Annotated in this window: 25 protein-coding genes, 1 pseudogene and 2 other annotated features; of the genes and pseudogenes, 18 read left to right on the top strand and 8 right to left on the bottom strand. The window is 40.3% G+C overall.

Going from position 1 to position 25416, the window contains the following annotated elements; translation table 11 throughout:
* Nucleotides 1–211: 211 nt before the first annotated feature.
* From QUF86_RS24885 to trpA, 9 genes are all read left to right on the top strand, one after another.
* Entirely contained in the window at nucleotides 212–1171 is a 960-nt protein-coding gene (locus tag QUF86_RS24885) for an NAD(P)H-dependent flavin oxidoreductase (RefSeq protein WP_289317282.1), read from the top strand.
* Between the two features lie 56 nt (nucleotides 1172–1227).
* Nucleotides 1228–1503: a UPF0223 family protein gene (locus QUF86_RS24880; protein ID WP_289324287.1), complete on the top strand. Its 276-nt coding sequence runs from the start codon at nucleotides 1228–1230 to the stop codon at nucleotides 1501–1503.
* 76 nt (nucleotides 1504–1579) lie between these two features.
* Nucleotides 1580–1810, top strand: a binding site (T-box leader).
* Nucleotides 1811–1845: 35 nt separating this feature from the next.
* Nucleotides 1846–2083, top strand: a binding site (T-box leader).
* Between the two features lie 170 nt (nucleotides 2084–2253).
* Nucleotides 2254–3648 (top strand): anthranilate synthase component I, encoded by a 1395-nt coding sequence (trpE, locus tag QUF86_RS24875; RefSeq protein WP_289335989.1) that lies wholly within the window; start codon nucleotides 2254–2256, stop codon nucleotides 3646–3648.
* The gene (locus tag QUF86_RS24870; protein ID WP_289335988.1) at nucleotides 3645–4250 is read left to right on the top strand and encodes an anthranilate synthase component II; all 606 of its coding nucleotides are present in this window, start codon (nucleotides 3645–3647) and stop codon (nucleotides 4248–4250) included. Before trpE ends, QUF86_RS24870 begins: the two co-directional genes overlap by 4 nt.
* Before the next feature lie 29 nt (nucleotides 4251–4279).
* Complete coding sequence (gene trpD / locus QUF86_RS24865; RefSeq protein WP_289335987.1) at nucleotides 4280–5302, top strand: anthranilate phosphoribosyltransferase; 1023 nt, start codon at nucleotides 4280–4282, stop codon at nucleotides 5300–5302.
* Nucleotides 5303–6079, top strand: coding sequence for an indole-3-glycerol phosphate synthase TrpC (trpC, locus tag QUF86_RS24860; RefSeq protein WP_289317277.1), 777 nt, complete (start codon nucleotides 5303–5305; stop codon nucleotides 6077–6079). It abuts the gene before it with no gap.
* Nucleotides 6080–6089: 10 nt separating this feature from the next.
* Nucleotides 6090–6704 (top strand): phosphoribosylanthranilate isomerase, encoded by a 615-nt coding sequence (locus tag QUF86_RS24855; RefSeq protein WP_289335986.1) that lies wholly within the window; start codon nucleotides 6090–6092, stop codon nucleotides 6702–6704.
* Nucleotides 6705–6708: 4 nt separating this feature from the next.
* A complete protein-coding gene (gene trpB / locus QUF86_RS24850; RefSeq protein WP_289335985.1) occupies nucleotides 6709–7914 on the top strand; it encodes a tryptophan synthase subunit beta in 1206 nt (401 codons plus the stop codon).
* Nucleotides 7907–8686 (top strand): tryptophan synthase subunit alpha, encoded by a 780-nt coding sequence (trpA, locus tag QUF86_RS24845; protein ID WP_289317274.1) that lies wholly within the window; start codon nucleotides 7907–7909, stop codon nucleotides 8684–8686. The genes trpB and trpA overlap by 8 nt, the downstream gene beginning before the upstream one ends.
* Before the next feature lie 317 nt (nucleotides 8687–9003).
* On the opposite strand, the gene QUF86_RS24840 is transcribed toward trpA, so the two are convergent.
* Together QUF86_RS24840 and QUF86_RS24835 are read right to left on the bottom strand one after the other, a co-directional pair.
* Nucleotides 9004–9621: a YktB family protein gene (locus tag QUF86_RS24840; protein ID WP_289317273.1), complete on the bottom strand. Its 618-nt coding sequence runs from the start codon at nucleotides 9619–9621 to the stop codon at nucleotides 9004–9006.
* A gap of 94 nt (nucleotides 9622–9715) precedes the next feature.
* Nucleotides 9716–9934, bottom strand: a pseudogene (locus QUF86_RS24835) (DUF1054 family protein); the annotation flags it as partial.
* 200 nt (nucleotides 9935–10134) lie between these two features.
* Here QUF86_RS24835 and QUF86_RS24830 point away from each other — a divergent pair.
* Together QUF86_RS24830 and QUF86_RS24825 are read left to right on the top strand one after the other, a co-directional pair.
* On the top strand, nucleotides 10135–10332 hold the full coding sequence (locus QUF86_RS24830) for a hypothetical protein (RefSeq protein WP_034314018.1): 198 nt from the start codon (nucleotides 10135–10137) through the stop codon (nucleotides 10330–10332).
* Nucleotides 10333–10745: 413 nt separating this feature from the next.
* Nucleotides 10746–11549, top strand: a complete 804-nt coding sequence (locus QUF86_RS24825; RefSeq protein WP_289335984.1) for an inositol monophosphatase family protein — start codon at nucleotides 10746–10748, stop codon at nucleotides 11547–11549.
* 139 nt (nucleotides 11550–11688) lie between these two features.
* Here QUF86_RS24825 and QUF86_RS24820 read toward each other — a convergent pair whose 3' ends face one another.
* Nucleotides 11689–11871, bottom strand: a complete 183-nt coding sequence (locus QUF86_RS24820) for a YlaF family protein (RefSeq protein WP_289317271.1) — start codon at nucleotides 11869–11871, stop codon at nucleotides 11689–11691.
* Nucleotides 11872–11995: 124 nt separating this feature from the next.
* Between QUF86_RS24820 and typA the strand changes: the two genes are divergently transcribed.
* The 3 genes from typA to QUF86_RS24805 are packed head-to-tail and all read left to right on the top strand — an operon-like array spanning nucleotide 11996 to nucleotide 14463.
* Entirely contained in the window at nucleotides 11996–13843 is a 1848-nt protein-coding gene (typA, locus tag QUF86_RS24815) for a translational GTPase TypA (protein ID WP_289317270.1), read from the top strand.
* A gap of 22 nt (nucleotides 13844–13865) precedes the next feature.
* A complete protein-coding gene (locus tag QUF86_RS24810; RefSeq protein ID WP_289317269.1) occupies nucleotides 13866–14174 on the top strand; it encodes a YlaH-like family protein in 309 nt (102 codons plus the stop codon).
* A gap of 4 nt (nucleotides 14175–14178) precedes the next feature.
* Nucleotides 14179–14463, top strand: a complete 285-nt coding sequence (locus QUF86_RS24805; protein ID WP_289317268.1) for a hypothetical protein — start codon at nucleotides 14179–14181, stop codon at nucleotides 14461–14463.
* Between the two features lie 37 nt (nucleotides 14464–14500).
* Here QUF86_RS24805 and QUF86_RS24800 read toward each other — a convergent pair whose 3' ends face one another.
* The 3 genes from QUF86_RS24800 to QUF86_RS24790 all read right to left on the bottom strand — a co-directional run bounded on the left by QUF86_RS24800 (nucleotide 14501) and on the right by QUF86_RS24790 (nucleotide 15879).
* Nucleotides 14501–14932 (bottom strand): hypothetical protein, encoded by a 432-nt coding sequence (locus tag QUF86_RS24800; RefSeq protein WP_289317267.1) that lies wholly within the window; start codon nucleotides 14930–14932, stop codon nucleotides 14501–14503.
* Nucleotides 14916–15116, bottom strand: coding sequence for a YlaI family protein (locus tag QUF86_RS24795; protein WP_081112824.1), 201 nt, complete (start codon nucleotides 15114–15116; stop codon nucleotides 14916–14918). The genes QUF86_RS24800 and QUF86_RS24795 overlap by 17 nt, the downstream gene beginning before the upstream one ends.
* A 160-nt stretch (nucleotides 15117–15276) precedes the next feature.
* Nucleotides 15277–15879, bottom strand: coding sequence for a YhcN/YlaJ family sporulation lipoprotein (locus QUF86_RS24790; RefSeq protein ID WP_289335983.1), 603 nt, complete (start codon nucleotides 15877–15879; stop codon nucleotides 15277–15279).
* Between the two features lie 266 nt (nucleotides 15880–16145).
* Between QUF86_RS24790 and QUF86_RS24785 the strand changes: the two genes are divergently transcribed.
* Entirely contained in the window at nucleotides 16146–17477 is a 1332-nt protein-coding gene (locus QUF86_RS24785; protein ID WP_289317265.1) for a PhoH family protein, read from the top strand.
* A gap of 56 nt (nucleotides 17478–17533) precedes the next feature.
* Here QUF86_RS24785 and QUF86_RS24780 read toward each other — a convergent pair whose 3' ends face one another.
* Nucleotides 17534–18037, bottom strand: coding sequence for a peptidyl-prolyl cis-trans isomerase (locus tag QUF86_RS24780; protein WP_289335982.1), 504 nt, complete (start codon nucleotides 18035–18037; stop codon nucleotides 17534–17536).
* Between the two features lie 220 nt (nucleotides 18038–18257).
* Here QUF86_RS24780 and QUF86_RS24775 point away from each other — a divergent pair, with 220 nt between their 5' ends.
* Nucleotides 18258–18539 carry an Fpa/YlaN family protein gene (locus QUF86_RS24775; protein WP_034313996.1) on the top strand — a complete coding sequence of 94 codons (282 nt, stop codon included), beginning with the start codon at nucleotides 18258–18260 and terminating at the stop codon, nucleotides 18537–18539.
* A gap of 605 nt (nucleotides 18540–19144) precedes the next feature.
* Complete coding sequence (gene pyc, locus QUF86_RS24770; RefSeq protein WP_289335981.1) at nucleotides 19145–22582, top strand: pyruvate carboxylase; 3438 nt, start codon at nucleotides 19145–19147, stop codon at nucleotides 22580–22582.
* A gap of 192 nt (nucleotides 22583–22774) precedes the next feature.
* Here the strand turns inward: pyc and QUF86_RS24765 are convergent, their stop codons facing one another.
* Nucleotides 22775–23761 carry a COX15/CtaA family protein gene (locus QUF86_RS24765; RefSeq protein WP_289317262.1) on the bottom strand — a complete coding sequence of 329 codons (987 nt, stop codon included), beginning with the start codon at nucleotides 23759–23761 and terminating at the stop codon, nucleotides 22775–22777.
* A 607-nt stretch (nucleotides 23762–24368) separates the two neighbouring features.
* Here QUF86_RS24765 and cyoE point away from each other — a divergent pair.
* Nucleotides 24369–25307 (top strand): heme o synthase, encoded by a 939-nt coding sequence (gene cyoE, locus QUF86_RS24760; RefSeq protein ID WP_289317261.1) that lies wholly within the window; start codon nucleotides 24369–24371, stop codon nucleotides 25305–25307.
* Nucleotides 25308–25416 lie beyond the last annotated feature (109 nt).

The raw sequence follows: 25416 nt of genomic DNA, 5'->3' as shown, positions 1-25416 counted from the left end.
ATGTTTAGGGGCTCAATAAAAATATCAGTCGATTATAATTGTGTATATGCCTAGTATTAACTGGATTGACTCAAGAATTCTTCATTTATGAATATTGAATGCGTGAGTTTAAAAATTGAACGGGTAAGCAATATTTGCCATAATGAAGCTATGTTATATAGAATGCAGCTAAATAAAACAAATCACTAAAAGGAAAAGGGAGATGAGGAGTTTGAAGTGGAATACGCGTGTGACCGATTTGTTAGGGATACAATACCCAATCGTACAAGGGGGATTGGCTCATTTAGCTTATGCAGAACTGGCTGCGGCAGTTTCGAATGCAGGGGGTCTTGGACAGGTAACGGCCATGTCCTTGGAAAACCAAGAGCAACTGATAGATGAAATTAGAAAAACTAAATCATTGACGGATAAACCCTTCGGTGTGAACTTTGCAATCGGGCAGCATGGAAGGCCTTATGAACACATGCTTGAAGCAGCATTGAAAGAGGATATCGCAGTTGTTTCCGTAACCGGCGGAAACCCTTCGCCATTTCTTGAATACGTCAAAGGTACTCAGGTGAAAAAACTGGTGCTTGTTGCTGCAAGGAAGCAGGCTGTGAAGGCTGAACAGCTTGGTGCAGATGCAGTGATGGTGGTTGGGCAGGAGGGCGGCGGACATTTAGGCCGTGATGATATTGGAACCTCTGTGTTAATTCCTCAAGTTGTGGATTCCGTTAAAATTCCAGTCATCGCCTCGGGGGGGTTTGGCGATGGGCGCGGTTTGATGGCAGCATTGGCACTTGGCGCCGATGGAATCGAGATGGGAACACGATTCATAGCAGTCAAGGAGTGCGTTCATGCGCATGAATTTTATAAAAATGCCTTGGTTTCCGGTACAGAAAATGATACCGTTGTCATTAAGAGGTCCATTGGTGCACCAGCCAGGGTAATTGCAAACAACTGGACCGATAAGATCCTTGAAATAGAAAAAGAAAATGGCGGATATGAGCAATTGAAGGATTACATAAGTGGAAAAGCGAACCAGCGTTATATTCACGACGGTGTTGAAAGTGAAGGATATGCCTGGGCTGGACAAGTGATGGGGCTGATTCATGATGTACCATCGACTGCTGAACTATTCAGTCGGATTATCGGCCAAGCGGAAGCAATTCGTTCAAAATGGGCAGACTGAAGATAAATGGACTCCCGGACAACATGAAATACTATCTAGAAGGAGCGTGTTAGGGTATGGATTATCAATATCCAATGGATCTTGATTGGACTACTGATGAAATAGTAGATGTTATTAAATTTTTTGAAGCGGTAGAAAAGGCTTATGAAAATAAAATCCAAAAAGAAGAATTTATGAAAGCATATCGAAGATTCAAGGAAATAGTCCCCGGTAAGGCGGATGAAAAAAAGTATACGGATGAGTTTGAGTCAGCCAGCACCTATTCAGCATATCTCGTTATTAAGAAGGCAAAAGGAATCGAAGACGGAGAATGGATAAAAATGAAAAACTAAAAATTAAAAATATAATTTTTAGAAAACTCCATTGACTTACTGAAAAGATTGTTTTAACATAATAATCAAGAAAAAGATAAAGGCAGTGACGAAGAAGAGTACCTTAATGCTGTTCTGCAGAGAGCCAGTGGTTGCTGAAAACTGGTGAACGAATTTAAGCGAATGGACTTCCGAGCCCCAAACCGAAACGGATTGACGGAGTAGGCTTTGGCGATTATCTCATCGTTAATGGAGATAGGCATGTTAATGCCGTAAAGTGAGCTAATTTAGCTAATTAAGGTGGTACCACGGGTTCCTCGTCCTTTGGATGTGGGCCCTTTTTGCGTTTTTATGAAAATGATAATTAAATCTATGAATAAGAGTAGTAATCTTTTTAGATGCGTCACAGAGAGCCGGAAAAGGTGGAACCCGGTACGATATAAGAAGATGAATGGACTTATGAGTGGTTTCTTGAAATAAGTAGGGAAACTCGGCTGCCACCGTTAAAGGGTATTCGCAAGAAACTTTCATTTCTTGCTTGAGAGGGAAAAATGATGCGTTTTTCCAACTTGAGGTGGCACCGCGGTATACCGTCCTCTGCAGACACATATTTGTGTTTGCAGGGGATTTTTTTATGGGATTTTCAATATAAATACCTTTTTAGAGGAAAAGTCAAAAAATATTCAGAGTAACTGGAAACTCCGGCACTCGTCAAAAGGGTTTGCCCTTTGGCAGTTTATATGATCGTATAAGAATCGGGAGGAAATTGAGATGAACAATTTGGATGAAAAAAAAATACTCCGCTTCAAAATGGATACAATTGAAGGGGATATTCACACACCCATTGCCATATTTCAGAAGCTGGATGGGAAACAGAAATTTTTATTGGAAAGTTCCAATTCGCATCATGACAACGGGCGCTATTCTTATCTAGGTTCAAACCCATACTTGGAGGTGACATCACTCGCTGGCCAAGTATATGTGAAAGACCCTGAAACAGGTGACCAAATCGTAAAGAACATCAATATCATCGAGTTTCTAAAAAATGAATTGTTAGTCGAGATAGGAGAGGCCCCCGTACATCTTCCGCCATTTAATGGAGGTGCAATCGGCTATATGGGCTATGATATCATTCGGCTATATGAAAATATAGGCTCGGTGCCGCCTGATTCTCTGCAAATGCCTGATGCTCATTTTCTCTTTTATAAAGAACTGTATATATTCGATCATGTTTTACAAAAAATCCATCTTTTGACTGCGGAAGAAGATAGTGAAAAAAGTTTATTGGGGATGAAGGGAAAAATCAATCAGGCTAGCAAACCGTCAAAGGAAATATCGTCGGAATATTTGGAATTCAAGTCGAATTTCAGTCAGGATGAATTTGAGAAAATGGTTCTTGATGTTAAAGCGGCGATTGTGGCTGGTGAAGTGTTCCAAGTTGTTTTATCACAAAGATTTAAAGCGGACTTCGATGGTGAACCTTTCGATGCCTATCGTCGTCTGCGTTTAGCCAACCCATCACCTTATATGTTTTATATAGAATTTGGTGACTATACCATTCTAGGGTCGTCTCCAGAAAGCTTGATCAGTGTTTCATCAGGAATGGTTCACGTTAATCCCATTGCCGGTACAAGGCCGAGAGGGAAAACGGACGAAGAAGATAAGGGATTGGAAGAAAGTCTGCTGATGGATGAAAAGGAACTTGCTGAGCATAAGATGCTTGTTGATTTGGGAAGAAATGACCTTGGAAGGGTTTGCGAAATTGGTTCGATCCACCTGACCGAGGAAATGGAAATTCAAAGATATCAGCATGTCATGCATATTGCTTCTAAGATTAGCGGAAAGCTTAGGGAAGGATTCACGAGTTTGGATGCGCTGACGGTCTGCCTCCCTGCTGGAACAGTTTCAGGTGCTCCTAAAATCAGGGCGATGGAGCTGATCAATGAACTGGAAAATTGTAAACGCGGGATGTATTCGGGCTCAATAGGATTCATTGGTTATGGAGGGGATCTTGATATGGCATTAGCCATTCGGACGATGATCATTAAAGACGGCAAGGCCCATGTACAGGCAGGGGCAGGAATTGTATATGATTCAGATCCAAAAACGGAATATGAAGAAACACAAAATAAAGCACGAGCACTAATGGAGGTTCACACAAAATGATTTTATTAATTGATAACTATGACTCGTTCACTTACAACCTTTATCAATATTTAGGGGAAGTGGAAAAAGAAATCATTGTAAAAAGGAATGACGAAATCACCCTTGCTGAAATTGAGGAATTGAATCCCATGGCAATCGTCATTTCCCCGGGACCTGGCCGACCGGAAGATGCTGGTATCAGTATGGAGATCATTCGTAGCTTTTATGAGAAGGTTCCGCTTTTAGGCATTTGTCTGGGGCATCAGGCCATTGGTGCAGTTTTTGGTGCGAACGTGGTTGGGGCAAAACAAATCATGCACGGGAAAACATCGGTTATCGAGCATGATGGAACAGGTGTATTTGCGAAACAGGACTTACGATTCCCGGTAATGCGTTACCATTCTCTTGTAGTTGAAAGAGAGAGTTTGCCAAATGAGCTGACTGTGACGGCGAGTGCACTGGATGATGGGGAAATTATGGCCCTAAAACATCAAGATTTCCCGCTATACGGGTTACAGTTCCACCCTGAATCAATAGGGACGAAAATCGGCAAGGAACTATTACATCAATTTTATAAGATTGCCGGAACCTTTCAATCAGAGAAGGAACAATCCATTTTATAAATACAAAAAACGACTGGGGGAGTTTAGTGGTGAAGGAGTATTTAGCGAAGTTAGCAGAGCGTCAAACATTGACGGAAGAAGAGATGAGTAGAGCAGCCCAAGCGTTATTTTCTAAAGATATCACCGAAAGCGAGATGGCAGCTTTCATCATAGCCCTAAAATCCAAAGGGGAAACGGCAGGTGAAATAGCAAGCCTCGTCCGAGTCATGAGAAAAGAAGCAAGAAGTGTAAAAACAAGCTCCCTTAATGTAATGGATAATTGCGGAACGGGAGGAGATGGATCACAAAGCTTCAACATAAGTACCGCATCGGCCTTCGTACTGGCTGGGGCAGGTGTCAAGGTTGCCAAACATGGAAACCGTAGCATTTCAAGTAAAACGGGAAGTGCGGATGTATTGGAAGCGCTAGGTGTTAATTTGTACTTGGAGCCTGACATGTTAAAAGAACTGCTGGAGGAAAATGGGATCACATTCTTATTTGCCCCATCCGTTCACCCTAATATTGCACGAATAATGAAAGTAAGAAAAGAATTGAAAATCCCGACAATATTTAATCTTATCGGACCTTTGACAAATCCAGTTCAACTCGACACGCAATTATTGGGAATTAATCGACGCGATATGCTCGAGTTATTTGCGGAAGTCCTACATAAATTGGGCAGGACACGCGCGGTCGTGATAAATGGTGCCGGTTTTATGGATGAAGCAAGCCTGCAGGGTGAAAATTCACTCGTGCTATTGGAGCAAGGGGATATAACCCAATTTACGCTGCATCCTGAAGAAGTGGATCTGCCGGTTTACGGAAATGATGCCATCCGTGGCGGTGACGCCAAACAAAACGCCGATATTATGCTTCGCCTTCTCAAAGGGGAAAAAGGGGCCTATCGCGATACCGTTTTATTGAATGCTGGATTGGGATTATACGCACATGGTACGGCAGCTACGATCAAAAAAGGAATCTCCATGGCCAAAGAAAGCCTGGATAGCGGATCGGCTCTTACAAAGTTAGAAAATCTCATTGCTTATGGCAATAGAAATAAGGTGGTCATGTAAATGGAAAATATCTTAACGAAAATCATCGAACAGAAAAAGGTGGAAGTCGCAAAATTAAAAGAAAGGGACTTAGATGATTCGGTATTGATCAATATAGTCAGACCATCTCTTGTAGAAAATTTGAAAACGGCAAAATCAATGGCTGTTATTGCGGAAATAAAACGGGCTTCCCCTTCAAAAGGGGACATTAAAATCAATGTGAATCCAGTCGAGCAGGCACTTTCATATGAAAGCGGCGGAGCGGCAGCAATATCGGTATTGACGGATGAGATTTTCTTTAAAGGATCTTTTGCAGATTTGAGAAACGTAAGCGAGGCGATACGGATTCCCAGGTTGTGCAAGGATTTCATCATCGATGAAATTCAAATCGATCGTGCCTATCGAGCTGGTGCAACAATCATTCTATTAATTGTGGCTGCACTTTCTAAAGAACGTCTTCATGAATTATATCAATATGCAAAAAATAATGGGCTTGAAGTATTAACGGAAGTCCATGATGAAGCCGAACTGGAACGAGCACTCGAACTAAATGCAGAGCTCATAGGGATTAACAATCGGAATTTAAAGACCTTCAAAGTGGATTTGGCTGTAACGGAACGACTGGCGAAGTTACTTGATCCAAAACGCCATATCATTATCAGTGAAAGTGGAATCAAGACAAAAGAAGACGTTATGCGTGTGAAGGAAGCTGGTGCAAAAGCGGTTTTAGTCGGGGAGACACTGATGACTTCATCAAATCTTCCTTATACGATGGCCGAATTGCAAATGAGTATATAAGGAGATTAATATGTTAGTGAAAATCTGCGGGATAAAGACATTGGCAGCTGCTCGGACTGCTGTTGAATCCGGGGCAGACTTTATTGGTTTCATTTTTGCCGAGAGTAGCAGAAAAGTCGAGCCGGATATAGTAGGTGAGTTCGGGGCGAATCTACCCGGACATGTTAAAAAAGTCGGGGTGTTTGCCAATCAAACTGAACAAGAAGTGATAAAAAGTGCTGAAATTGCAGGATTGGATTATATTCAGCTTCATGGTAACGAGTCTGCCAGCTTCGCCCGCAGAATGACCCTGCCGGTGATCAAGGCCTTTGCCATCGAGTCAGAGAAAGACCTTGAAAACCTTCATGAATACCCGGCAGATTATCTATTAGTGGATCTTCCTAAGGGTTCTTCCGGTAAGGGACTAACTTTGGATTGGGAAATGATCCGAAAAGCGGACTTGCCATGGGGGAAGGTGATTCTAGCGGGTGGGTTGACTCCGGAAAATGTCGGAAAAGCGATTAGTGCCGTTTCACCATTCGCAGTTGACGTAGCCAGTGGCGTGGAAACAAACGGATTAAAAGATGATGTAAAAATAAAAGCATTTATCAATGAGGCAAAATATACAGCCGGAAAAGAGGAATGAATAGATGAATACTTATACACAGCCTGATAAAACTGGACATTTTGGAGCATATGGAGGCCGTTTCGTTCCGGAAACTTTAATGGCGGCTATTACAGAGCTTGAAGAAGTATATGAACAATCTAAAAAAGATCCTGAATTTCAAAAGCAGTTAAGCTATTACCTGAAACAATATATCGGGCGGGAAACACCTCTTTATTTTGCGGAGAACTTAACGAGACTAGCAGGTGGTGCAGATATTTATCTGAAGCGTGAGGACTTGAATCATACTGGAGCCCACAAAATAAATAATACGATCGGTCAGGCTTTGCTGACTCGGAAAATGGGCAAGAAAAAAGTGATTGCCGAAACGGGTGCAGGACAGCATGGGGTTGCAACGGCAACTGTATGTGCTTTGCTGAAGTTGGAATGCATCATCTTTATGGGAGAAGAAGATATCAGGAGACAGAAATTGAATGTGTTCCGGATGGAACTTTTGGGAGCCAAGGTCATATCTGTATCACAGGGAAGCGGGACACTGAAGGATGCAGTGAATGAGGCATTACGATATTGGGTAGCAAATGTGGATGACACCCATTATATAATGGGATCTGTTCTTGGACCTCATCCATTCCCCGTTATTGTACGTGATTTTCAAAGCGTGATAGGGAATGAAACGAAGCGTCAGTATTCGGAGACGGTTCATTCCCTTCCGGATGCAGTAGTCGCATGCATAGGCGGTGGCAGTAATGCAATGGGGATGTTCTATCCCTTCATTGAGGATGAATCCGTAAAATTATATGGCGTGGAAGCGGCAGGTCATGGACTGGAAACACCATTACATGCTTCAAGTTTGACGAAGGGAAACCCTGGGGTGCTCCACGGTGCATTCATGTATGTATTGCAGAACGAAGACGGTCAGATCCAGGAGGCACATTCAATTTCAGCAGGGTTGGATTATCCAGGGGTAGGACCTGAACATAGTTACCTAAAAGATATCAACAGGGTGGAATATACTTCCGTTACCGATGATGAAGCATTGAAAGCCCTTGTGTTGCTTTCAAGGGAAGAAGGGATCATCCCTGCTTTGGAAAGTTCACATGCCATTTCCTTCGGATTAAAACTTGCTAAAGAAATGGAGAAAGGAACAGGACTGGTGATTTGCCTGTCTGGCCGTGGTGATAAGGATGTAGAAACGGTCCAATCATTAATAGGGGGTAATGAACATGAATAAATTAACAAAAGCGCTTGAAGAGTGTCTAACAAAGCGGGAAAAAGCATTCATTCCTTATATTATGGCAGGTGATGGCGGTCTTGAACGGTTAAAGACCCAGCTTCTTTTCCTTGAAGAAAGTGGGGCAACTGCTGTTGAATTAGGTATACCATTCTCTGACCCTGTCGCTGATGGACCGGTTATCCAACAGGCGGGCATCCGTTCTTTGGAGAATGGAACAACTTTAAAAGATGTCCTGAAAAAAGTTAAGGAAATCCAAGATGATGTTAACATTCCAATTATTTTAATGGGATATTCGAATTCAATTCTGGCATATGGACTTAAAGAGTTTACGGATGATTGTCTTCAAGCAGGCATTTCCGGGTGCATCATCCCCGATTTACCGATTGAGGAAGAAGCCATCTTTTCATCTATCAAAACTGCAGGGATCATGCTTATCCGACTTGTGACACTCACGTCTTCGAAAGACCGTATCACTGAGATCACCGCAGGGGCAGAGGGCTTTATCTACGCAGTTACAGTCAAAGGCATTACAGGTGCCCGTGATGCTTTTGGGGAAGAGCTCGGGGGCTATTTAAAGAAGGTGAAAGAGCTAAGTCCCGTTCCCGTTCTTGCTGGGTTCGGCATATCGACGCCAGAACATGTTCGTGATGCGATGCAATACTGCGATGGAGTCATTGTCGGCAGTAAAATCATCGAATGCTTTGAAACTGGTAAAGAAGATCAAATTAGTGACTTGATACAAGCTAGCAAAGGATTGGTGCGAAAATAAAGGAAAGGAGAGCCTTCAAGGCTCTCCTTTTTTCTAACCAGTTTATTGTGCATACGATAATTCAATCCGAATACGGATCAGATGGCCGAAAGAGAAAAAACGTCATAACCTTCAAGAACGACTTACCGAATTGAAACTTGAAGAACTCATAAAACAATTGAATGAAATGTAAAAAAGCCACTTTGATCTTTCATGGGTCATAAGCGGCTTTTTTTTATTTGCTGTTTTCGTTGTATAATTTTTCGAATTCTTCGTCTAATTTCTCCCATGTCATCTTGGCAAGTCGTTCATTCAATTCTTTGGGCGAAACACTTTTTTTATTTATACGATAATTTATATAATGGAATAAGAGTTTCAAACGTTTCTTTGGCAACGTTCAAGAATGCGTTTCCGTCCGTCAAGATCGGGTCGTTTGCGGGAATGTGTCGTCCAAGAAGGAATTCAGCCTTCTTGACGTCCCTAAAACGTTCAAGCGATTCTTTCAAGTCAATTTCCTTCATTGATATTGCGTCCTTCTTCATATGATCAAGCGAAACAACGAAATCATTCGGAACGGTCGTTTTGATTTCCTTCATATTCTTCAAGAAATTCTTTGCGATTTGCTCTTTGTTCGGCAATTCGTATATGAACGCAAGCCATATGAATACATGATCGTCAAATAATCCAATCTGAAAATGCGGGTGTTGTTTGTATCCACGTTTATTCGCCGCTATCGCAAGCCATGTATCTTTCGGGGCGTTCACACTTCTTCGGGCGTGTCTTGCAATATGCAAAAACATTTCGTTCCCAAGATTCAAGGAAAGGTCGTCCGTCAACGTTTGCCCGATTGATTGGAACTTCGGTTGAATCCGTTCTTGAATTGCCTTCATTCTTCCGTCAAGACCTTCTATATTAAATGTGTCAAAATCGTTCTTTGTGAATCCTTCAAATTGCATTACATAAAAACTCCTTCTTCAAGTTTATATTATTTTAGGTAGGGGTAAATAAAAATCAAGCAAGGACGAACTATTGAAGTTAGATTTTGCGGACAACCCATGTATCATTAGGTGGGTTAACTGTCCGTCTAGCATGCTTTTCGACGTGAGGGTGCATTTCATCGCCCGTCATCACTGACAGTTGTTGGGAAAAATGTTCTCCAAGAGCTTGAAGTTTGGGCTGGATACGTTCTTTTAAAGCATCCATTCGGGGTTCCAATCCATCAATTTTAAAAACATCAAAATCATCAGCTGTAAAACTTGCAATATTCATTTTCATCTCTCCTACCGTAATATCTGCACATATTGTAGCATAAGTAAAAGTAAAATTTAAAAAATACGATTTGGATTGGTCCTGAAAAAATTCCTTATGGGTTAAAGCACAAATTAGTTGCTATTTGTGGTAGGAAGTCATATGATAAAATAAAATAAATTCAGAAAATTACGTTAATTGATGAAGGGAGAATGTTAATTATGAAACAAGTCATGAACCAAGCATTAAAAGCTAAAGAAGTTGAAAGACATAGAGCTGCAGTGTTAAGAATGGAAATGGACTATGAATTAGCAACCCTTTTTGAAGCAATTGGTGAAGAGAATGACCAAAAGAGGTCACAATGCAAGCAAAGGCTTGAACGCATCCGGTTGGAATTGCTGAAACTGAAAGCCTTGTAAAAAATGATTGGCTGCAGAGATCTTTAAGGAGATTGAATAAAAGAAATGAATCAATTTCAATACAAGGAATTTTATTATAGATGAACGGACACTTATTTTAATAAAAAATATGTGTCCGTTTTTCATTAAATTCCCCAATATATATTAGGCGGAATTTTATTATCAAGCATCGTTGAGTCGGATTTCCTTTAATAAGGAAAGGAACCGTTCAAGTCAAGGTAATTTGAAGGGATTCGTGCCGGCTTACCCATGATCGGGAAATCGTATTATGAATCAAACCTTCATTCCTGATACGTTTTAAAAAATGGAAAAATTAAGATGTGAAAAACTTGAAGGTAAGCTATATTTGCTTTAATCTTTAGAAGAGGATCATTTTAATGTAGTTTCTGATCATAAAGGACGGGGATATTATAATGGCATCGGTTAAGGAAATGGATACATATGCGAAGTTATGGATGAAAGAGGCGGGTACGAGGCTAAGGGCGTCCTTTACAACCAAGTTGAATATTGAAATGAAAACGAATCCCAATGATTTGGTTACTAATATGGATAAGGGGATAGAAAAGTTTTTTTGTGAAAAAATCGGCGAAGTCTTTCCAGAACACCGGATTTTTGGGGAAGAGGGAATGGGCAATGATATTAAAGACCTAAAAGGAACGGTATGGATCATTGATCCGATTGATGGAACTTTGAATTTCATTCATCAACAGCGGAATTTCGCAATTTCCCTTGGGGTTTATGTGGATGGCATCGGAAAAATTGGCATGATTTATGATGTCGTTAGTGATGAATTATATCATGCGATTAAGGGGGAGGGAGCTTTCATGAATGATCAAAGGCTCCCATCTCTTGAAGAGGCATCGGTAAGCAAAGCGATCGTTTCCATTAATGCAAGCTGGGTAACGGAAAACCGTAGGATTGATCCGAGTCTTCTGGCACCGCTAGTCCGGGATGCAAGAGGGACCCGTTCTTATGGCTCGGCAGCATTGGAGCTTGCATTCGTGGCAGCTGGAAGGATTGATGCATACATAACCATGAGACTCATGCCCTGGGACTTTGCCGGAGGAGTTTTACTGGTTGAGGAAGTGGGCGGGGAAGTTAGTAATATCAAAGGTGACAAATTGGATTTTTTAGAGGGTGACTCACTCTTCGTTTCTAAACCTGGGCTGCACAAAGAAATATTCGATAAATACTTATCAGGTACTTCCAGCCATTAGAACCTTAAAGACGGTGGCAAGCCGAAAGGGAATTTCGAAATGTCCATGGCATGACCGAAGTCTTGGTAAAAATGGAATAAAATACTCACTTTGAAATAATTAACAAAAAAACTCGCTGTCTGTCAGCGAGTTTTTTATATTATAACTTCCCTGCTTCACGCAATTTCTTCTTTTGAGTGAAACCGAACCCCATAACTCCGCAAAGAACAACGATTGCAGCCAATATTCCAATCAAGCTTTTTTCAGCAATGAAGATGCCAATGGAGCCAATGCTGGATGTTGCCAATAACGCTAATATTAAGAAATTCCATTTAATATTCATTAATATCACCCCTAATATATCTATTGTACATAATTTCTGTATTTGTTTCTAGTATGTTTGTGATATAATATGTAAGTTAATACTAGTGATACGTTATACACAAACTTTTTTAGGAGTGAATTTTTTGAAATTAAGAGAAAATATTCGTAATATAGCCATCATTGCCCACGTTGACCATGGTAAAACGACGTTAGTGGATCAGTTGCTTAAGCAATCTGGTACTTTCCGTGAAAATGAACATGTGGAAGAACGTGCGATGGATTCTAATGCGATTGAAAAAGAACGCGGAATTACGATTCTTGCGAAAAATACAGCAGTTCAATACCAAGATACAAGAATCAATATTTTGGATACACCTGGTCATGCCGACTTTGGTGGCGAAGTGGAACGGATCATGAAAATGGTTGATGGTGTTCTGCTTGTTGTTGATGCATATGAAGGTTGTATGCCGCAAACTCGTTTCGTGTTGAAAAAAGCATTGGAACAAAAGATCACGCCAATCGTTGTCGTGAACAAAATCGATAAAGATTCTGCACGTCCAGATGAAGTGGTCGATGAAGTAATTGACTTATTCATCGAATTAGGAGCTGAAGAAGAACAGTTGGACTTCCCAGTTGTCTTCACTTCAGGTATTGCTGGTACTGCAAGCTTGGATTCAGATCCTGCTAAACAAGAAGAAGACATGACCCCTCTATTCGAAACAATCGTCGAAACGATCCCTGCACCAATTGATAACTCAGATGAACCGCTTCAATTCCAGGTGGCTTTACTTGACTATAATGATTATGTAGGACGTATTGGTGTTGGTCGTGTATTCCGCGGTAAAATGCATGTAGGTCAACAAGTTTCATTAATGAAACTTGATGGAAAGGTTAAACAATTCCGTGTAACGAAAATCTTTGGTTATATTGGCTTGAAGAAAGTTGAAATCCAAGAAGCCGTTGCCGGTGATTTAATAGCCGTTTCTGGTATGGAGGATATTAACGTAGGGGAAACGGTTTGTCCGACTGAACACCCTGACGCTCTACCTATCCTGCGTATTGACGAGCCAACATTGCAAATGACTTTCCTTGTAAATAACAGCCCATTCGCAGGCCGTGAAGGTAAATTCGTTACTGCTCGTAAGATTGAAGAGCGTTTGAAAAACCAATTGCAGACGGATGTCAGCTTAAGAGTCGAAAATACTGATTCTCCGGATGTCTGGATTGTTTCAGGTCGTGGGGAGCTTCACCTTTCCATCCTGATCGAAAACATGAGACGTGAAGGTTATGAACTGCAAGTTTCAAAACCGGAAGTTATCGTTCGTTTGATTGATGGTGTCCGTTGTGAGCCGGTTGAACGTGTACAAATCGACGTACCTGAGGAGCACACTGGTTCAATCATGGAATCAATGGGAGCCCGTAAAGGTGAATTGCTGGATATGATCAATAGTGGAAGCGGTCAAGTTCGTTTATTGTTCACGATCCCAGCTCGCGGACTTATTGGCTATTCAACTGAGTTCTTAACGATTACACGTGGATATGGTATCATGAACCATTCATTTGACAGCTACCAACCAATGGCACAAGGTCAAGTCGGCGGAAGACGCCAAGGTGTACTTGTATCCATGGAATCAGGAAAAACTACACAATATGGTATTATGCAAGTAGAAGACCGCGGTGTTATTTTCGTTGAGCCAGGTACGGATATTTATGAAGGCATGATTGTCGGGGAACATAACCGTGATAGCGATTTGACTGTTAATATCGTTAAAGCAAAACAAATGACAAATATGCGTTCAGCAAATAAAGACCAAACTTCTTCCATGAAAAAACCAAGGATCATGTCCCTTGAAGAAGCTCTGGAATATTTGAACGATGATGAGTACTGTGAAGTAACTCCGGAATCAATCCGTCTTCGTAAAAAAATTCTTGATAAAAACGAGCGTGAAAGAGCAGCTAAAAGAAAAAAAGTTGCTGTTGAAGAAAAATAAATAGCAAGAGGAGGAGAAAAGATTGGATATCCAAGAGCGATTATCATTTTTTGCAGCATTGTACAGAGTGGATGAAAATCCTGAAGCAGGAATGTGGTATTTATATTTGACGATCTTTGGATTATGCATCCTTGTCTATCAGTTAGGTTTTGCCAAAAAGTTACCTTTGCTAAAAAATGTGGTCATTTATGCGGTAATGGCACTTGGATGTACCCTTCTTTCTTTCTTTGCGGTGTTTCTTCCCATGGGGGAAGCATTAATCATCGCTTCACTTGTTCTTGGGATTTATAGATTCCGTCTTCACAATTCGAGAAAAGAAGAACAGGCTTAAGATGATGAAATCATTACAGGATGCTTTATACAATTGGTTGACAATCAAAGTTGTCTGTGATGCAAGGCCTGATGATACAGCTGCACGCGATACAGAAATGTTTTTCATGCAGATGTTGAAAGATGATCATCAGGTAATCATCGATTCGGTTTCAAAAACAGAACCTTTTTATTTCGTCGAGTATCTAATGGGAGATGAAATGAAAAAACAACGTTTTCCGATTGAATTGATTGATATCATGTTAGACCAAATTCAGCTTGAGCCTGATAAGTATAAAAATATCGAGTGATGATAAAAAGAACCGTGCGATATCCGCACGGTTCTTTTTATATTGCTTTAGGGAGGAAAAGTCCGTAAAAAAGGTGTAATAGTGACCACAAAAAGAAAGCTGTCAAATCAGAAGGAAGGACAACTTCTGTTTTAGACAGCGCCGATAATGGAAAGTACAGCATGATGGCAGGAATAATCGTGAAAAAGGCAAGTGTATATTTGTTCCATTCCCTGAAAATTTTCAAAGGATAAAGGATATAAACGTAACTAAACGTAATTGCCAGTGAGAAAAGAAGATGGAAAAAGAACAACGATGCCTCATTCCAAGAAACAGCTCCGATTACAGGGAGGAAATCCACATTCAATAAAAGCTTGTACACTTGTTTACCAGAAAACATTTCGACCCACTTCATTGTCAATCCAAGCATGATTCCATTGATGAGGCCAATCAGGGAAACTTTATAAAATATTCTACCATTCATCTTCATTTTTGATTGTCCGGTAAAGACGGAAGTTTCCGGTTGCAATCCGTTCGTTCGTACGCTCTTCTATGCGTTGACTGCATGTATTGCACATATAGGTATGTATAGGACGGTTGCGAAGTTTCTTAGCTTCTGGGCTATCGTCGGGGATCGATTCAATTTGATCGCATATTACACATTTAACCTTCATATTATTTGAACCTCACTTCAATTTGAATATGCTTTTAAGTATACCAATATTTTTATGGTAAAACGAGGATAAAGTGAAACTAACAATTGAACGTTAACACTATCGGGTTCATGGCGGGTATAGAGAAAAACCCGAAGATTCACTTCGGGTTGCTAAAAATTCATTCTTTAAAGTGATTGGATTGATCATTTTGCTCTTCATCAAGTTCTTTTCTTTCCGTATTATCATCAAGTTTATTTTTTTCCCTTTCAATGGCCTTTGATGGCGTTGGGGTTAAAATATCACCAGGTACCTCAGGAATGACTCGACTTGTGATGTCAGCCAGTTCATTCAGTATCCCTGTTACAGGTTTACCGTCTTTAATATCCTTGGCTACCTCCCTGATCCGCTCATTTAAATCCGGGTCAGCGACGACGATGGCATTTGCACCGTTAGGATCGTGTTTTAAAGTTTCTCCAACTGAGTACTTAATCGTTCCTACCTGTGAACGCTCAATATCTTGGTCAATATCTATTCCGACTATGGCATATTTGCCAAGTACGACTGCGGTGGCATCGTTAACCTCCGGAATGGAATTAGCCAAACCTGTGAGTCTTGAAGCTGTTTGCTGACCTGTAGTTCTGTCTGCTTCCTTAATGGTCGTGTTATTGACTTTCGTTATATTGTTTTTACCATTATTTTCAGACGCTTCATTATTATTATTATCCATTGTGCAACCTGTCATCAATAGAACAGCAGCGATTGACAAAACGATTTTTTGCAATGTACAACCTCCTTAATGTTTTTCATTAGTTACAGCCTGTCCACACCGACTAAGTCTGATGCATATAAGTATAAAATGCAGCGCATCATGGTGTACTCCATGTTGGGAATAGCATTCTTAGCTGGAAGTTTTCTTTATAGTCTGTAAATGTTCTTCTATCTTTATGCAAAGGAACATATATTTTATCAACAGTCTCGTCCGCTACATAACTGCTGAGTGTAGTAAATGGTAAGGCATATCCTAAAGAGCAGGCAGGAGGCGTCATATTGGGGAAAAAAATCTATGTTTTAGATACGAATGTCCTGTTGCAGGATCCGTATTCGATTTATTCATTCGAAGATAATGAAGTTGTCATTCCGGCAGTCGTATTAGAAGAATTGGATTCGAAAAAAAGGTATATGGATGAAATTGGAAGGAACGCCAGGCAAGTATCGAAATTGATCGACAACTTTCGGGAAAAAGGGAAGCTTCATCAAAGCATTCCGCTTCATAATGGAGGCAGCTTACGGATTGAACTTAATCACCGTTCATTTCATAAGCTTCAGGAAATTTTTGTGGAGAAAACGAACGATAACAGGATATTGGCAGTCGCAAAAAATTTATCTTTGGAAGAAGAGACGAAGGAAGATGGAAAAACGGTCATTTTGGTTAGTAAAGATACACTCGTCAGGGTTAAAGCTGATGCAATCGGTCTTGAGGCAGAGGACTTTTTAAATGATCGTGTCGTAGAAATGGATCATATATACGCTGGGCATAAAGAAGTGTATGTATCGATTGATAATCTTAATAAGTTTTACGAAAAAAGTTTTTTGGGACTTGAAGAACTGACAAAAGACTCATATTATCCAAATCAATTCCTGTTGATGAAGGACACGCTGGGCAGTTCAGCTTCTGCGATTGGGATTGTGGATGAGAACTGCAGGTTCGTTAAGAAATTGATGTACGAAGGGGAACATATTTGGGGAATTAAACCGAGAAACGTCCAGCAGACGATGGCACTTGATTTGTTGCTTCGTTCGGATATTCAGCTAGTGACACTTATTGGTAAGGCAGGGACAGGTAAGACTTTATTGGCTTTGGCAACAGGATTAATGCAAACTGAAGATTTGTCACAATATAAGAAACTTCTGGTTGCCAGGCCCATTGTGCCGGTTGGTAAAGATATTGGTTATCTGCCAGGGGAAAAAGAAGAAAAATTAAGACCCTGGATGCAGCCTATATTTGATAATCTGCAATTTTTGTTCAATACGAAAAAACCTGGGGAATTGGATGCCATCTTAGCAGGCATGAGTTCGATCGAAGTAGAAGCCCTGACCTATATCAGGGGAAGGAGCATCCCAGATCAGTTCATCATCATCGATGAAGCGCAAAATTTAACAAAACATGAGGTTAAGACCATATTGACGAGAGTCGGGGAGCGGAGCAAAATTGTATTAATGGGAGATCCGGAGCAAATAGATCATCCTTATTTAGATGAATATAATAATGGCTTGACCTATGTGGTGGAAAAATTCAAGACCGAGCGTATTGCCGGCCATGTTAAGTTGATAAAAGGGGAAAGATCTGGATTGGCCCAACTCGCTGCTACGCTTTTATAATACAATCGGCAAGGGATGACCCTTGCCGATTGCTATAAAGTTTTATGGACTAAGTCTTATTTAACAGTGAAAGACCGTACATTTTTTATCGGATTATTGATGTTGGAAGCATCACCGAAGTAAATTTCCATGGGGCCGCCCTCGGATACTTTAAGCGGCTTTCCATCCTTGGAAAAGCCCAGGAAAAATTCAAGTGCCGCTTCCAACGGGAATGTAAGTTCCTTATCATCGGTTGTGACGATCACTTCCGTTACCCCGTTTTCAGGTTCGGCATTTCTTAAAAAAGGTTCAAAAGGAATGCCGAAAGTCCCTTCGAGCAATCTTTGCTTCTCGAACTTTCGTTCCGTTTTTAATGTGGGTGGCATGGTTGCGCCTTCCTGTATTTCTTTTTGCCAATGTTTGGAGGCGGCAATCGTATATTCTTCTAATTCATTGACTTGGACTCTTTCAGCGTGGAAATATGTATCGATTTCAACTTTACGGTCATCAAAAATCCATACTCCAGGATCTAGTGTAATTGGATATTTCACTTTTCCGTTAATAAATACGATGGGTTCCAAATATCTCATTCCTTTCTGTTGCTCTTTAATAATTATAATCAATTATAATTGAAATGTCACATCTTCAAGAAGGTGAACAATTTCCATGGCCGGTATAATCAGTAGAGAGGTGATTGTGTTATCTCAATGGCAAATTGTTTGTCAATGTCCTTGCTTTTTCACAAAACAAAAGGTAGAATTTAAAGATAAGATTTAATCGCTCTGAGCGGGGGGATTTAACATGGCATCTGATATGCTTGTCAATCATCGAGAAAAAGCTTATGCTTTATTAAAAGCAGATGCTGACAAGATTCTAAAACTGATAAAAGTTCAAATGGAAAATCTCACTATGCCTCAATGTCCTTTATATGAAGAGGTACTTGATACACAAATGTTCGGCCTATCACGAGAAATTGATTTTGCCGTACGCTTGGGCTTGGTAGAGGAAACTGAGGGCAAATCCCTTTTGGAAACCCTTGAACAGGAATTGTCAGTTTTGCATGAAGCATCATTAAAAAAATAATAAATAAAACATACTAACTCAAACAAATCTCGATGATTGTTTGAGTTTTTTATTTATATACATCATTTGTGAATAGTGTTATACTATATTTGAATGTGACATACTAATTGAACGTGCAGAAGCTCAATGGAGTTTTTTTATTTTCGAATTTCCGATGGAAAATCCCTTCAAATCTAGCATTTTAAGGACTGGTGGGAAATATGCCTTGCTGAATTAACATTGGATTCGTTAGGCGGAAAAAAGTGCGAATTCCTTGTTTTTACATGGGAATATACTTAATTTTTTATTTTTTTATTGTATTCAGTTTATTTTAGTATTATGGTTATATTAAATGTATGTTAAATCCAACTGTTTACTTTTTGATAATATATTATAATAACTAAATTTTCTTTTACTAATGGTTAAGGATTCTTTTTTTGTATTTATGGTAGGTAAAAAACGAAAACATGAAAATATATCGAAATAATTACATCAGCAATAAAAAGAGCCTTATCAGGTCGGTCTCCTTATTCTCGGGAAATAAACTTATGAATAAAAAGTGGTGAATCTATCACGCTTTTTTTCTATATATTCAATAAAAATACATATTGATTAGGGTGGTAGCAATGGGGAAACGTATAGAAAAAGTACTTGCGGCAAATCGTGGAGAAATAGCGATACGGATTTTTCGGGCATGCACGGAATTAGATATTCATACAGTTGCAATCTATTCAAAGGAAGATTATGGTTCTTATCACCGATATAAAGCGGATGAGGCATATTTGGTTGGGGAAGGCAAAAAACCGATTGATGCATACCTGGATATTGAAGGCATAATAGCGATTGCCAAAATGAGCGGAGTCGATGCGATTCATCCAGGTTATGGTTTCCTTTCTGAAAATATTGATTTTGCGAAACGTTGTGAGGAAGAAGGAATCATCTTCATCGGACCAGAATCCAGACACCTAGATATGTTTGGTGACAAAGTGAAAGCTAGAACCCAAGCTGAACTAGCTAATATCCCGGTCATCCCTGGTAGCGAGGGACCGGTGACCAGTGTTGAAGAAGTCAGGGAATTTGGTGAAAAATACGGTTTTCCAATTATTATAAAAGCATCTTTAGGCGGCGGCGGCCGTGGAATGCGAATTGTCGGAAAAATCGAAGAAGTTGAAGAGGCTTATGATCGCGCAAAATCAGAAGCTAAAGCGGCTTTTGGCAATGATGAAGTCTATGTGGAGAGATTCATACAAAATCCAAAGCATATCGAAGTTCAGATATTGGCTGATACTCATGGGAATATCGTCCATCTATACGAACGTGACTGTTCCGTTCAGAGACGGCATCAAAAAGTTGTGGAAGTGGCACCTTCCGTTTCCCTTTCAGAAGATTTAAGGGAAAGAATTTGTGAGGCAGCAGTCAAGTTGGCGAAAAATATTGATTATGTAAATGCTGGAACGGTTGAGTTCCTGGTGGCAAATGGAGAATTTTACTTTATTGAAGTCAATCCACGGGTGCAGGTTGAGCATACCATTACTGAAATGATTACAGGCATTGATATCGTTCAATCTCAAATCATGATAGCCGAAGGGCATGAGCTACATGGCAAAAAGATCGGGATTCCCGAACAAGCAGGAATTAAAACGCATGGATATGCGATTCAATCACGGGTGACGACTGAGGACCCATTGAATAATTTCATGCCTGATACCGGGAAAATGATGGTATACCGTTCCGGTGGAGGATTTGGTGTCCGTCTGGACGCTGGGAATGGGTTCCAAGGTGCGGTTATCACACCGTATTATGATTCCCTTCTCGTTAAACTTTCTACTCATGCGCTTTCATTTGAGCAGGCAGCTTCTAAAATGGTTCGTAACCTTAAGGAATTCAGGATTCGAGGAATTAAAACAAATATCCCCTTCCTTGAAAATGTTGTTAAACATGAAAATTTCATAAATGGGGAATACGATACATCATTCATTGATTCAACACCGGAATTATTTAGCTTCCCAATCAGAAAAGACCGTGGGACAAAAATGCTTTCATATATCGGAAATGTAACCGTGAATGGTTTCCCGGGAGTCGAGAAAAAGAAAAAACCTGTTTTCGATCCAGCTCCAATTCCTAATGTCGGTGGTCTGCCGCTTATCTCGGGTACAAAAAATATACTTGAACAGCAAGGTGCAGAGGGACTTGTCAATTGGATTAAAGAACAGAAAGAAGTATTGATCACAGATACGACTTTCCGTGATGCACATCAATCTTTACTTGCGACGAGAATTAGATCGAAAGATATCCTTGATATCGCTGAACCTACAGCAAAACTCCTTCCTGATTTATTTTCAATGGAAATGTGGGGTGGGGCAACTTTCGATGTGGCTTATCGCTTCTTGAAAGAAGATCCATGGGACAGGCTGTTAAGTTTTAGGGAAAAAGCACCGAATGTCCTTTTACAAATGCTATTAAGGGCTTCAAATGCAGTTGGTTATAAAAATTACCCTGATAATGTCATTCGTGAATTCGTAGAAAAATCAGCGGATGCCGGCATTGATGTTTTCCGGATCTTCGATAGTTTAAACTGGGTTAAAGGGATGGAAGTGGCTATAGATTCAGTCCGTCAATCCGGGAAAATTGCGGAAGCCGCCATTTGTTATACCGGGGATTTGAATGATCCGTCACGCAGCAAATATAATATCGAATACTATAAAAAAATGGCGGTGGAATTAGAACATGCCGGTGCCCATATTTTAGCGATCAAGGATATGGCTGGCCTCTTGAAACCGGATGCTGCTTACCGTCTTGTGTCGGAACTGAAAGCAACTACCTCCCTTCCGATCCATCTCCATACTCATGATACAAGCGGAAATGGGATTTACATGTATTCAAAAGCGATTGAAGCTGGTGTGGATATCGTTGATACGGCGATTGGGTCTTTAGCTGGCCTGACTTCACAGCCAAGTGTACAAACACTTCATTATGCACTGGAGGGGTCAAGCAGACAACCTAAATTGGAAGTCGATTCACTAGAGCGTTTAGGAGAATACTGGGGAGAGGTCAGGAAATTCTATCATGACTTCGAAAGTGGCATGAATGCTCCTCATACCGAAGTTTACAAACACGAGATGCCTGGCGGTCAATATAGTAATCTACAGCAGCAAGCTAAAGCTGTGGGACTGGGAGACCGCTGGCATGAAGTGAAAGAAATGTACCAGCGCGTCAATGCGATGTTCGGTGATATCGTAAAAGTGACGCCTTCATCCAAAGTCGTTGGGGACATGGCTTTATTCATGGTGCAAAATAACCTGTCTGAAGAAGATGTCCTGACAAAAGGAAAAACCATCGATTTTCCTGATTCAGTCATAGAGTTATTCGAAGGCTATCTGGGTCAGCCAGTCGGTGGATTCCCGAAAGAGCTTCAGGAAGTTATTCTGAAAGGGAAAAAACCTATAACGGTAAGACCGGGTGAATTATTGGAAGAAGTGGACTTTGCTGCTCTTAAAGAAGAATTATTCAAGGAATTGGGACGGCCTGTCACTGATTTCGATGTGCTTGCATATGCCCTATATCCAAAAGTATTCTTGGATTACAATAAAACAATTGAGCTGTTTGGAGATGTTTCCAACCTTGATACCGCGACTTTCTTATATGGCATGAGGCTAGGTGAAGAAATCGAAGTTGAAATTGAAAAGGGAAAAACGCTCATCGTTAAATTAGTTTCAATCGGCCAACCTTTGGCTGATGGAACACGGGTTGTGTATTTTGAGTTGAATGGTCAATCACGTGAAGTGATCATCAAGGATGAAAACATTAAATCTTCCGTTATATCAAAAATGAAAGCTGATCCTAAAAATAAAGAACAAATCGGTGCGACAATGCCAGGTACGGTTATTCGTGTAGTCGTCGAGAAAGGCGATCAGGTCAAACAGGGTGATCACCTGATCATTACGGAAGCGATGAAAATGGAAACTACCGTACAAGCGCCATTCTCCGGGACCATTAAAGACATCTATGTAAATGATGGAGAAGCGATCAGTACTGGTGATTTATTGATTGAAATAACTAAGTAATATCGCTGACTGTGGCCTTGTGAACGATTTGGGGTATGTTGGGTATGCTTGAGGTTTCAAGCTGCCCTGTAAGCCTCTTTTAGGCGATGTACGGTCATTGAATTTCTCCTTAAGGTAAAACAAAAACCACCATTCTCCAGAATGGTGGTTTTTGTTTTACCTTATTATCTTATTTGCTTGAACAATCAGACATTAACGGGCGGGTATCGTTGGTGTTATATCATGTTCATCCTGTCCTTTGACTGTGTGGGCAGCGTTCCCTTTTTGCTTGGCTAGGGCATTTTTTTTACTTCTTGATGTCAGTAACATCAAATAACTCATTACACCAAAAAAGCAGGCAATGAATAAAGCGTGTGCCAATGCGATATACAAGTTCTGCCTAGAGAAAATTATAAAGGCTCCAGCGGTAACCTGTAAAAAAACGAGAATGAATGCAGCAATCCAACCGCCATATAACACTTTTTGATTCTTGTAATATTTTTTTGCAATATAAGCAACGTATGATACCCAAATGAAAATAGCGCCAGCTATTGCACGGTGCCCCATCTGCACCCATTCATAAAGGTTGGAGGGAAGCGCAGGGCTATCATTTACACATAAAGGCCAATCCTTACAGATTAGGCTGGATTCTGTATGCCTTACAAGAGCACCCGTATATACGACTACCAGACAAAAAATCAATACGCCAATAATATGGAATTTCATTCGTTTGTCAACTATGAGTTTTTCGGCTTCGAACTTCTTGTCGACTTCAAAAATCAATAGTGTCAGTAAAAAGACGGAAGCAAAGGAAATGAGTGATATCCCAAAATGAAGGGCCAGGACGAAATCGGATTGTGACCAAAGAACGGCAGCGGCTCCAATCAACCCCTGTAGTAACAGAAAACCAAAAGAAAGGACGGATAAGAAACGTGCTTCACGGATATGGCCGATTTTTCGCCAAGACATATACGATAAAATTAAAACCAAGAATCCTCCAGCACCTGAAACGAGTCGATGGGAAAGCTCAATGACCAATTCAAACGTGATTTTGTCCGGAATCAATTGGCCGTTGCATAATGGCCAGGACCTTCCGCATCCCATGCCGGAATCCGTCTTCGTGACTAAAGCTCCACCCAGTAAGATGAAAAGCATTACAATCGTAGTTAAAACAGCAAACCATTTAAGAGACGATTTCACTAGTAGTCCCACCTTTTTCTCTGTAGCAAATTAGGGTTGTTCCATAAAATTAATAATAGCATAGGATTTTTCATAAATATTTGTCGAACTTCCTCGATATTACACAAAATAGAATGATTTTACAAGTTCAGTTAATATTATAGCTATTAATTAAAATGCCTGAAATAGTTGAAAGTTACAAGAGACTTTGATAGAAATAAAGGGAGTGTAAACCTTCAAGTAGGAGCAAAATAGAGATAGAGCCTGGGGGATGATGATAAAAGCTTACTATTCATGTTCTTGATGGACATCCATCTTACAACTGCAGTGAAATTTTCGAGACACAAATTGGTCAAAAATATCCGAAAAATTTTCACAAAAGCTTCCAAAAATGTGTTTTAATATATTGAAGAAATGATTTTACTAAATTTTACTGTTATTAAGCATGATATTAAGAATGATAGCTCTTTATGGATTCCATTGGCCACGGTCATTGGTAAATAATTTACTTTTTGTTTACGCTTCCTTGGTTACAAATATCAAAAAGTATGAAATAATGTTCTATAGCATTTGTAAGTATTTTTTCTGCATTTGCGTCTGTGCTGAATGATTTAAAGGAGGAAAACAAATGTCAGAAACAAGGGGTTTGTCAGAAGCTGTCATGAAGGACAGTAAAGCCGCCCTTCAATCAGATATACCGGAAACAACAGCTTGGAAGGATTTTCTCGCACTTATAAAAGTGGGGATTGTCAATTCAAATATAATTACAGCTTTTACCGGCGTATGGTTAGCCCTTCATTTTTCGGGGCTTAGCTTCTTAAGTAATCTTGATGTAGTGTTTTATACACTTGCAGGTTCGGCTCTCATCATGGCGGGATCTTGCAGTTTCAATAATTATTATGATCGTGACATCGATCATTTAATGGAAAGAACGAAAAACCGTCCAACGGTAACTGGGAAAGTACAGCCTTCAAAGGTATTGGCGTTAAGTTTTGGCTTAATTGCTGCAGGGCTGATTTTACTTGCGTTGACTAATATGACAACGGCCATACTTGGTGCATTTGGCGTCTTCGCCTATGTTGTTTTATATACCATGGTTTTTAAACGGAGATTTGTCTCGAATACGATTATAGGCAGTATATCCGGAGCGGTACCTCCACTTATCGGGTGGGCTGCCGTCGACCCGGGCCTAGATAAGATTGCTTGGGTCCTGTTCGCGATCATGTTCTTATGGCAGCCGCCTCATTTTTATGCACTTGCAATGAGGCGTGTCGAAGAATATCGTGCAGCGGGTGTACCCATGCTTCCGGTTGTAAAAGGGTTCAAGGCTGCAAAAAGATCGATTATGTTATGGATCGTCTGTTTAATGTTCGTTCCTTTCTTTTTAACTCCATTAGGAACTCCGCTGGTTATTCTTGCTGCATTATTGAGCACAGGTTGGCTTATTTTAGGAATTAAGGGGTATAAAAAGAAAGATGATGTTAAGTGGGCAACATCCATGTTTGTATATTCTTTAAATTATATGACCATTTTATTTGTAGCGATGGTTATTGTCACACTCATCTAGTTTTGGTTAATATAAGCTGGCGGCCTGTTCGTTTTACAGGCTCCAGCTTACAAATAAATAATGCACTGACCGCCATTCATACATATTAACGGAAAACTCCTCAACAGGG

The organism is Peribacillus sp. NJ11 (genome assembly GCF_030348405.1).
Classification (GTDB): domain Bacteria; phylum Bacillota; class Bacilli; order Bacillales; family DSM-1321; genus Peribacillus.
This window is presented reverse-complemented; position numbering and strand designations above follow the sequence as displayed.

Coding starts and splice junctions, on each gene's coding strand:
- cyoE (WP_289317261.1), top strand. CDS start 24,369: ATGTCAGAAACAAGGGGTTTGTCAGAAGCTGTCATGAAGGACAGTAAA.
- QUF86_RS24805 (WP_289317268.1), top strand. CDS start 14,179: ATGAAATCATTACAGGATGCTTTATACAATTGGTTGACAATCAAAGTT.
- QUF86_RS24830 (WP_034314018.1), top strand. CDS start 10,135: ATGAAACAAGTCATGAACCAAGCATTAAAAGCTAAAGAAGTTGAAAGA.
- QUF86_RS24855 (WP_289335986.1), top strand. CDS start 6,090: ATGTTAGTGAAAATCTGCGGGATAAAGACATTGGCAGCTGCTCGGACT.
- trpC (WP_289317277.1), top strand. CDS start 5,303: ATGGAAAATATCTTAACGAAAATCATCGAACAGAAAAAGGTGGAAGTC.
- QUF86_RS24820 (WP_289317271.1), bottom strand. CDS start 11,871: ATGAATATTAAATGGAATTTCTTAATATTAGCGTTATTGGCAACATCC.
- QUF86_RS24825 (WP_289335984.1), top strand. CDS start 10,746: ATGGCATCGGTTAAGGAAATGGATACATATGCGAAGTTATGGATGAAA.
- QUF86_RS24795 (WP_081112824.1), bottom strand. CDS start 15,116: ATGAAGGTTAAATGTGTAATATGCGATCAAATTGAATCGATCCCCGAC.
- pyc (WP_289335981.1), top strand. CDS start 19,145: ATGGGGAAACGTATAGAAAAAGTACTTGCGGCAAATCGTGGAGAAATA.
- QUF86_RS24880 (WP_289324287.1), top strand. CDS start 1,228: ATGGATTATCAATATCCAATGGATCTTGATTGGACTACTGATGAAATA.
- QUF86_RS24800 (WP_289317267.1), bottom strand. CDS start 14,932: ATGAAGATGAATGGTAGAATATTTTATAAAGTTTCCCTGATTGGCCTC.
- QUF86_RS24840 (WP_289317273.1), bottom strand. CDS start 9,621: ATGCAATTTGAAGGATTCACAAAGAACGATTTTGACACATTTAATATA.
- QUF86_RS24775 (WP_034313996.1), top strand. CDS start 18,258: ATGGCATCTGATATGCTTGTCAATCATCGAGAAAAAGCTTATGCTTTA.
- trpB (WP_289335985.1), top strand. CDS start 6,709: ATGAATACTTATACACAGCCTGATAAAACTGGACATTTTGGAGCATAT.
- trpA (WP_289317274.1), top strand. CDS start 7,907: ATGAATAAATTAACAAAAGCGCTTGAAGAGTGTCTAACAAAGCGGGAA.
- trpE (WP_289335989.1), top strand. CDS start 2,254: ATGAACAATTTGGATGAAAAAAAAATACTCCGCTTCAAAATGGATACA.
- QUF86_RS24870 (WP_289335988.1), top strand. CDS start 3,645: ATGATTTTATTAATTGATAACTATGACTCGTTCACTTACAACCTTTAT.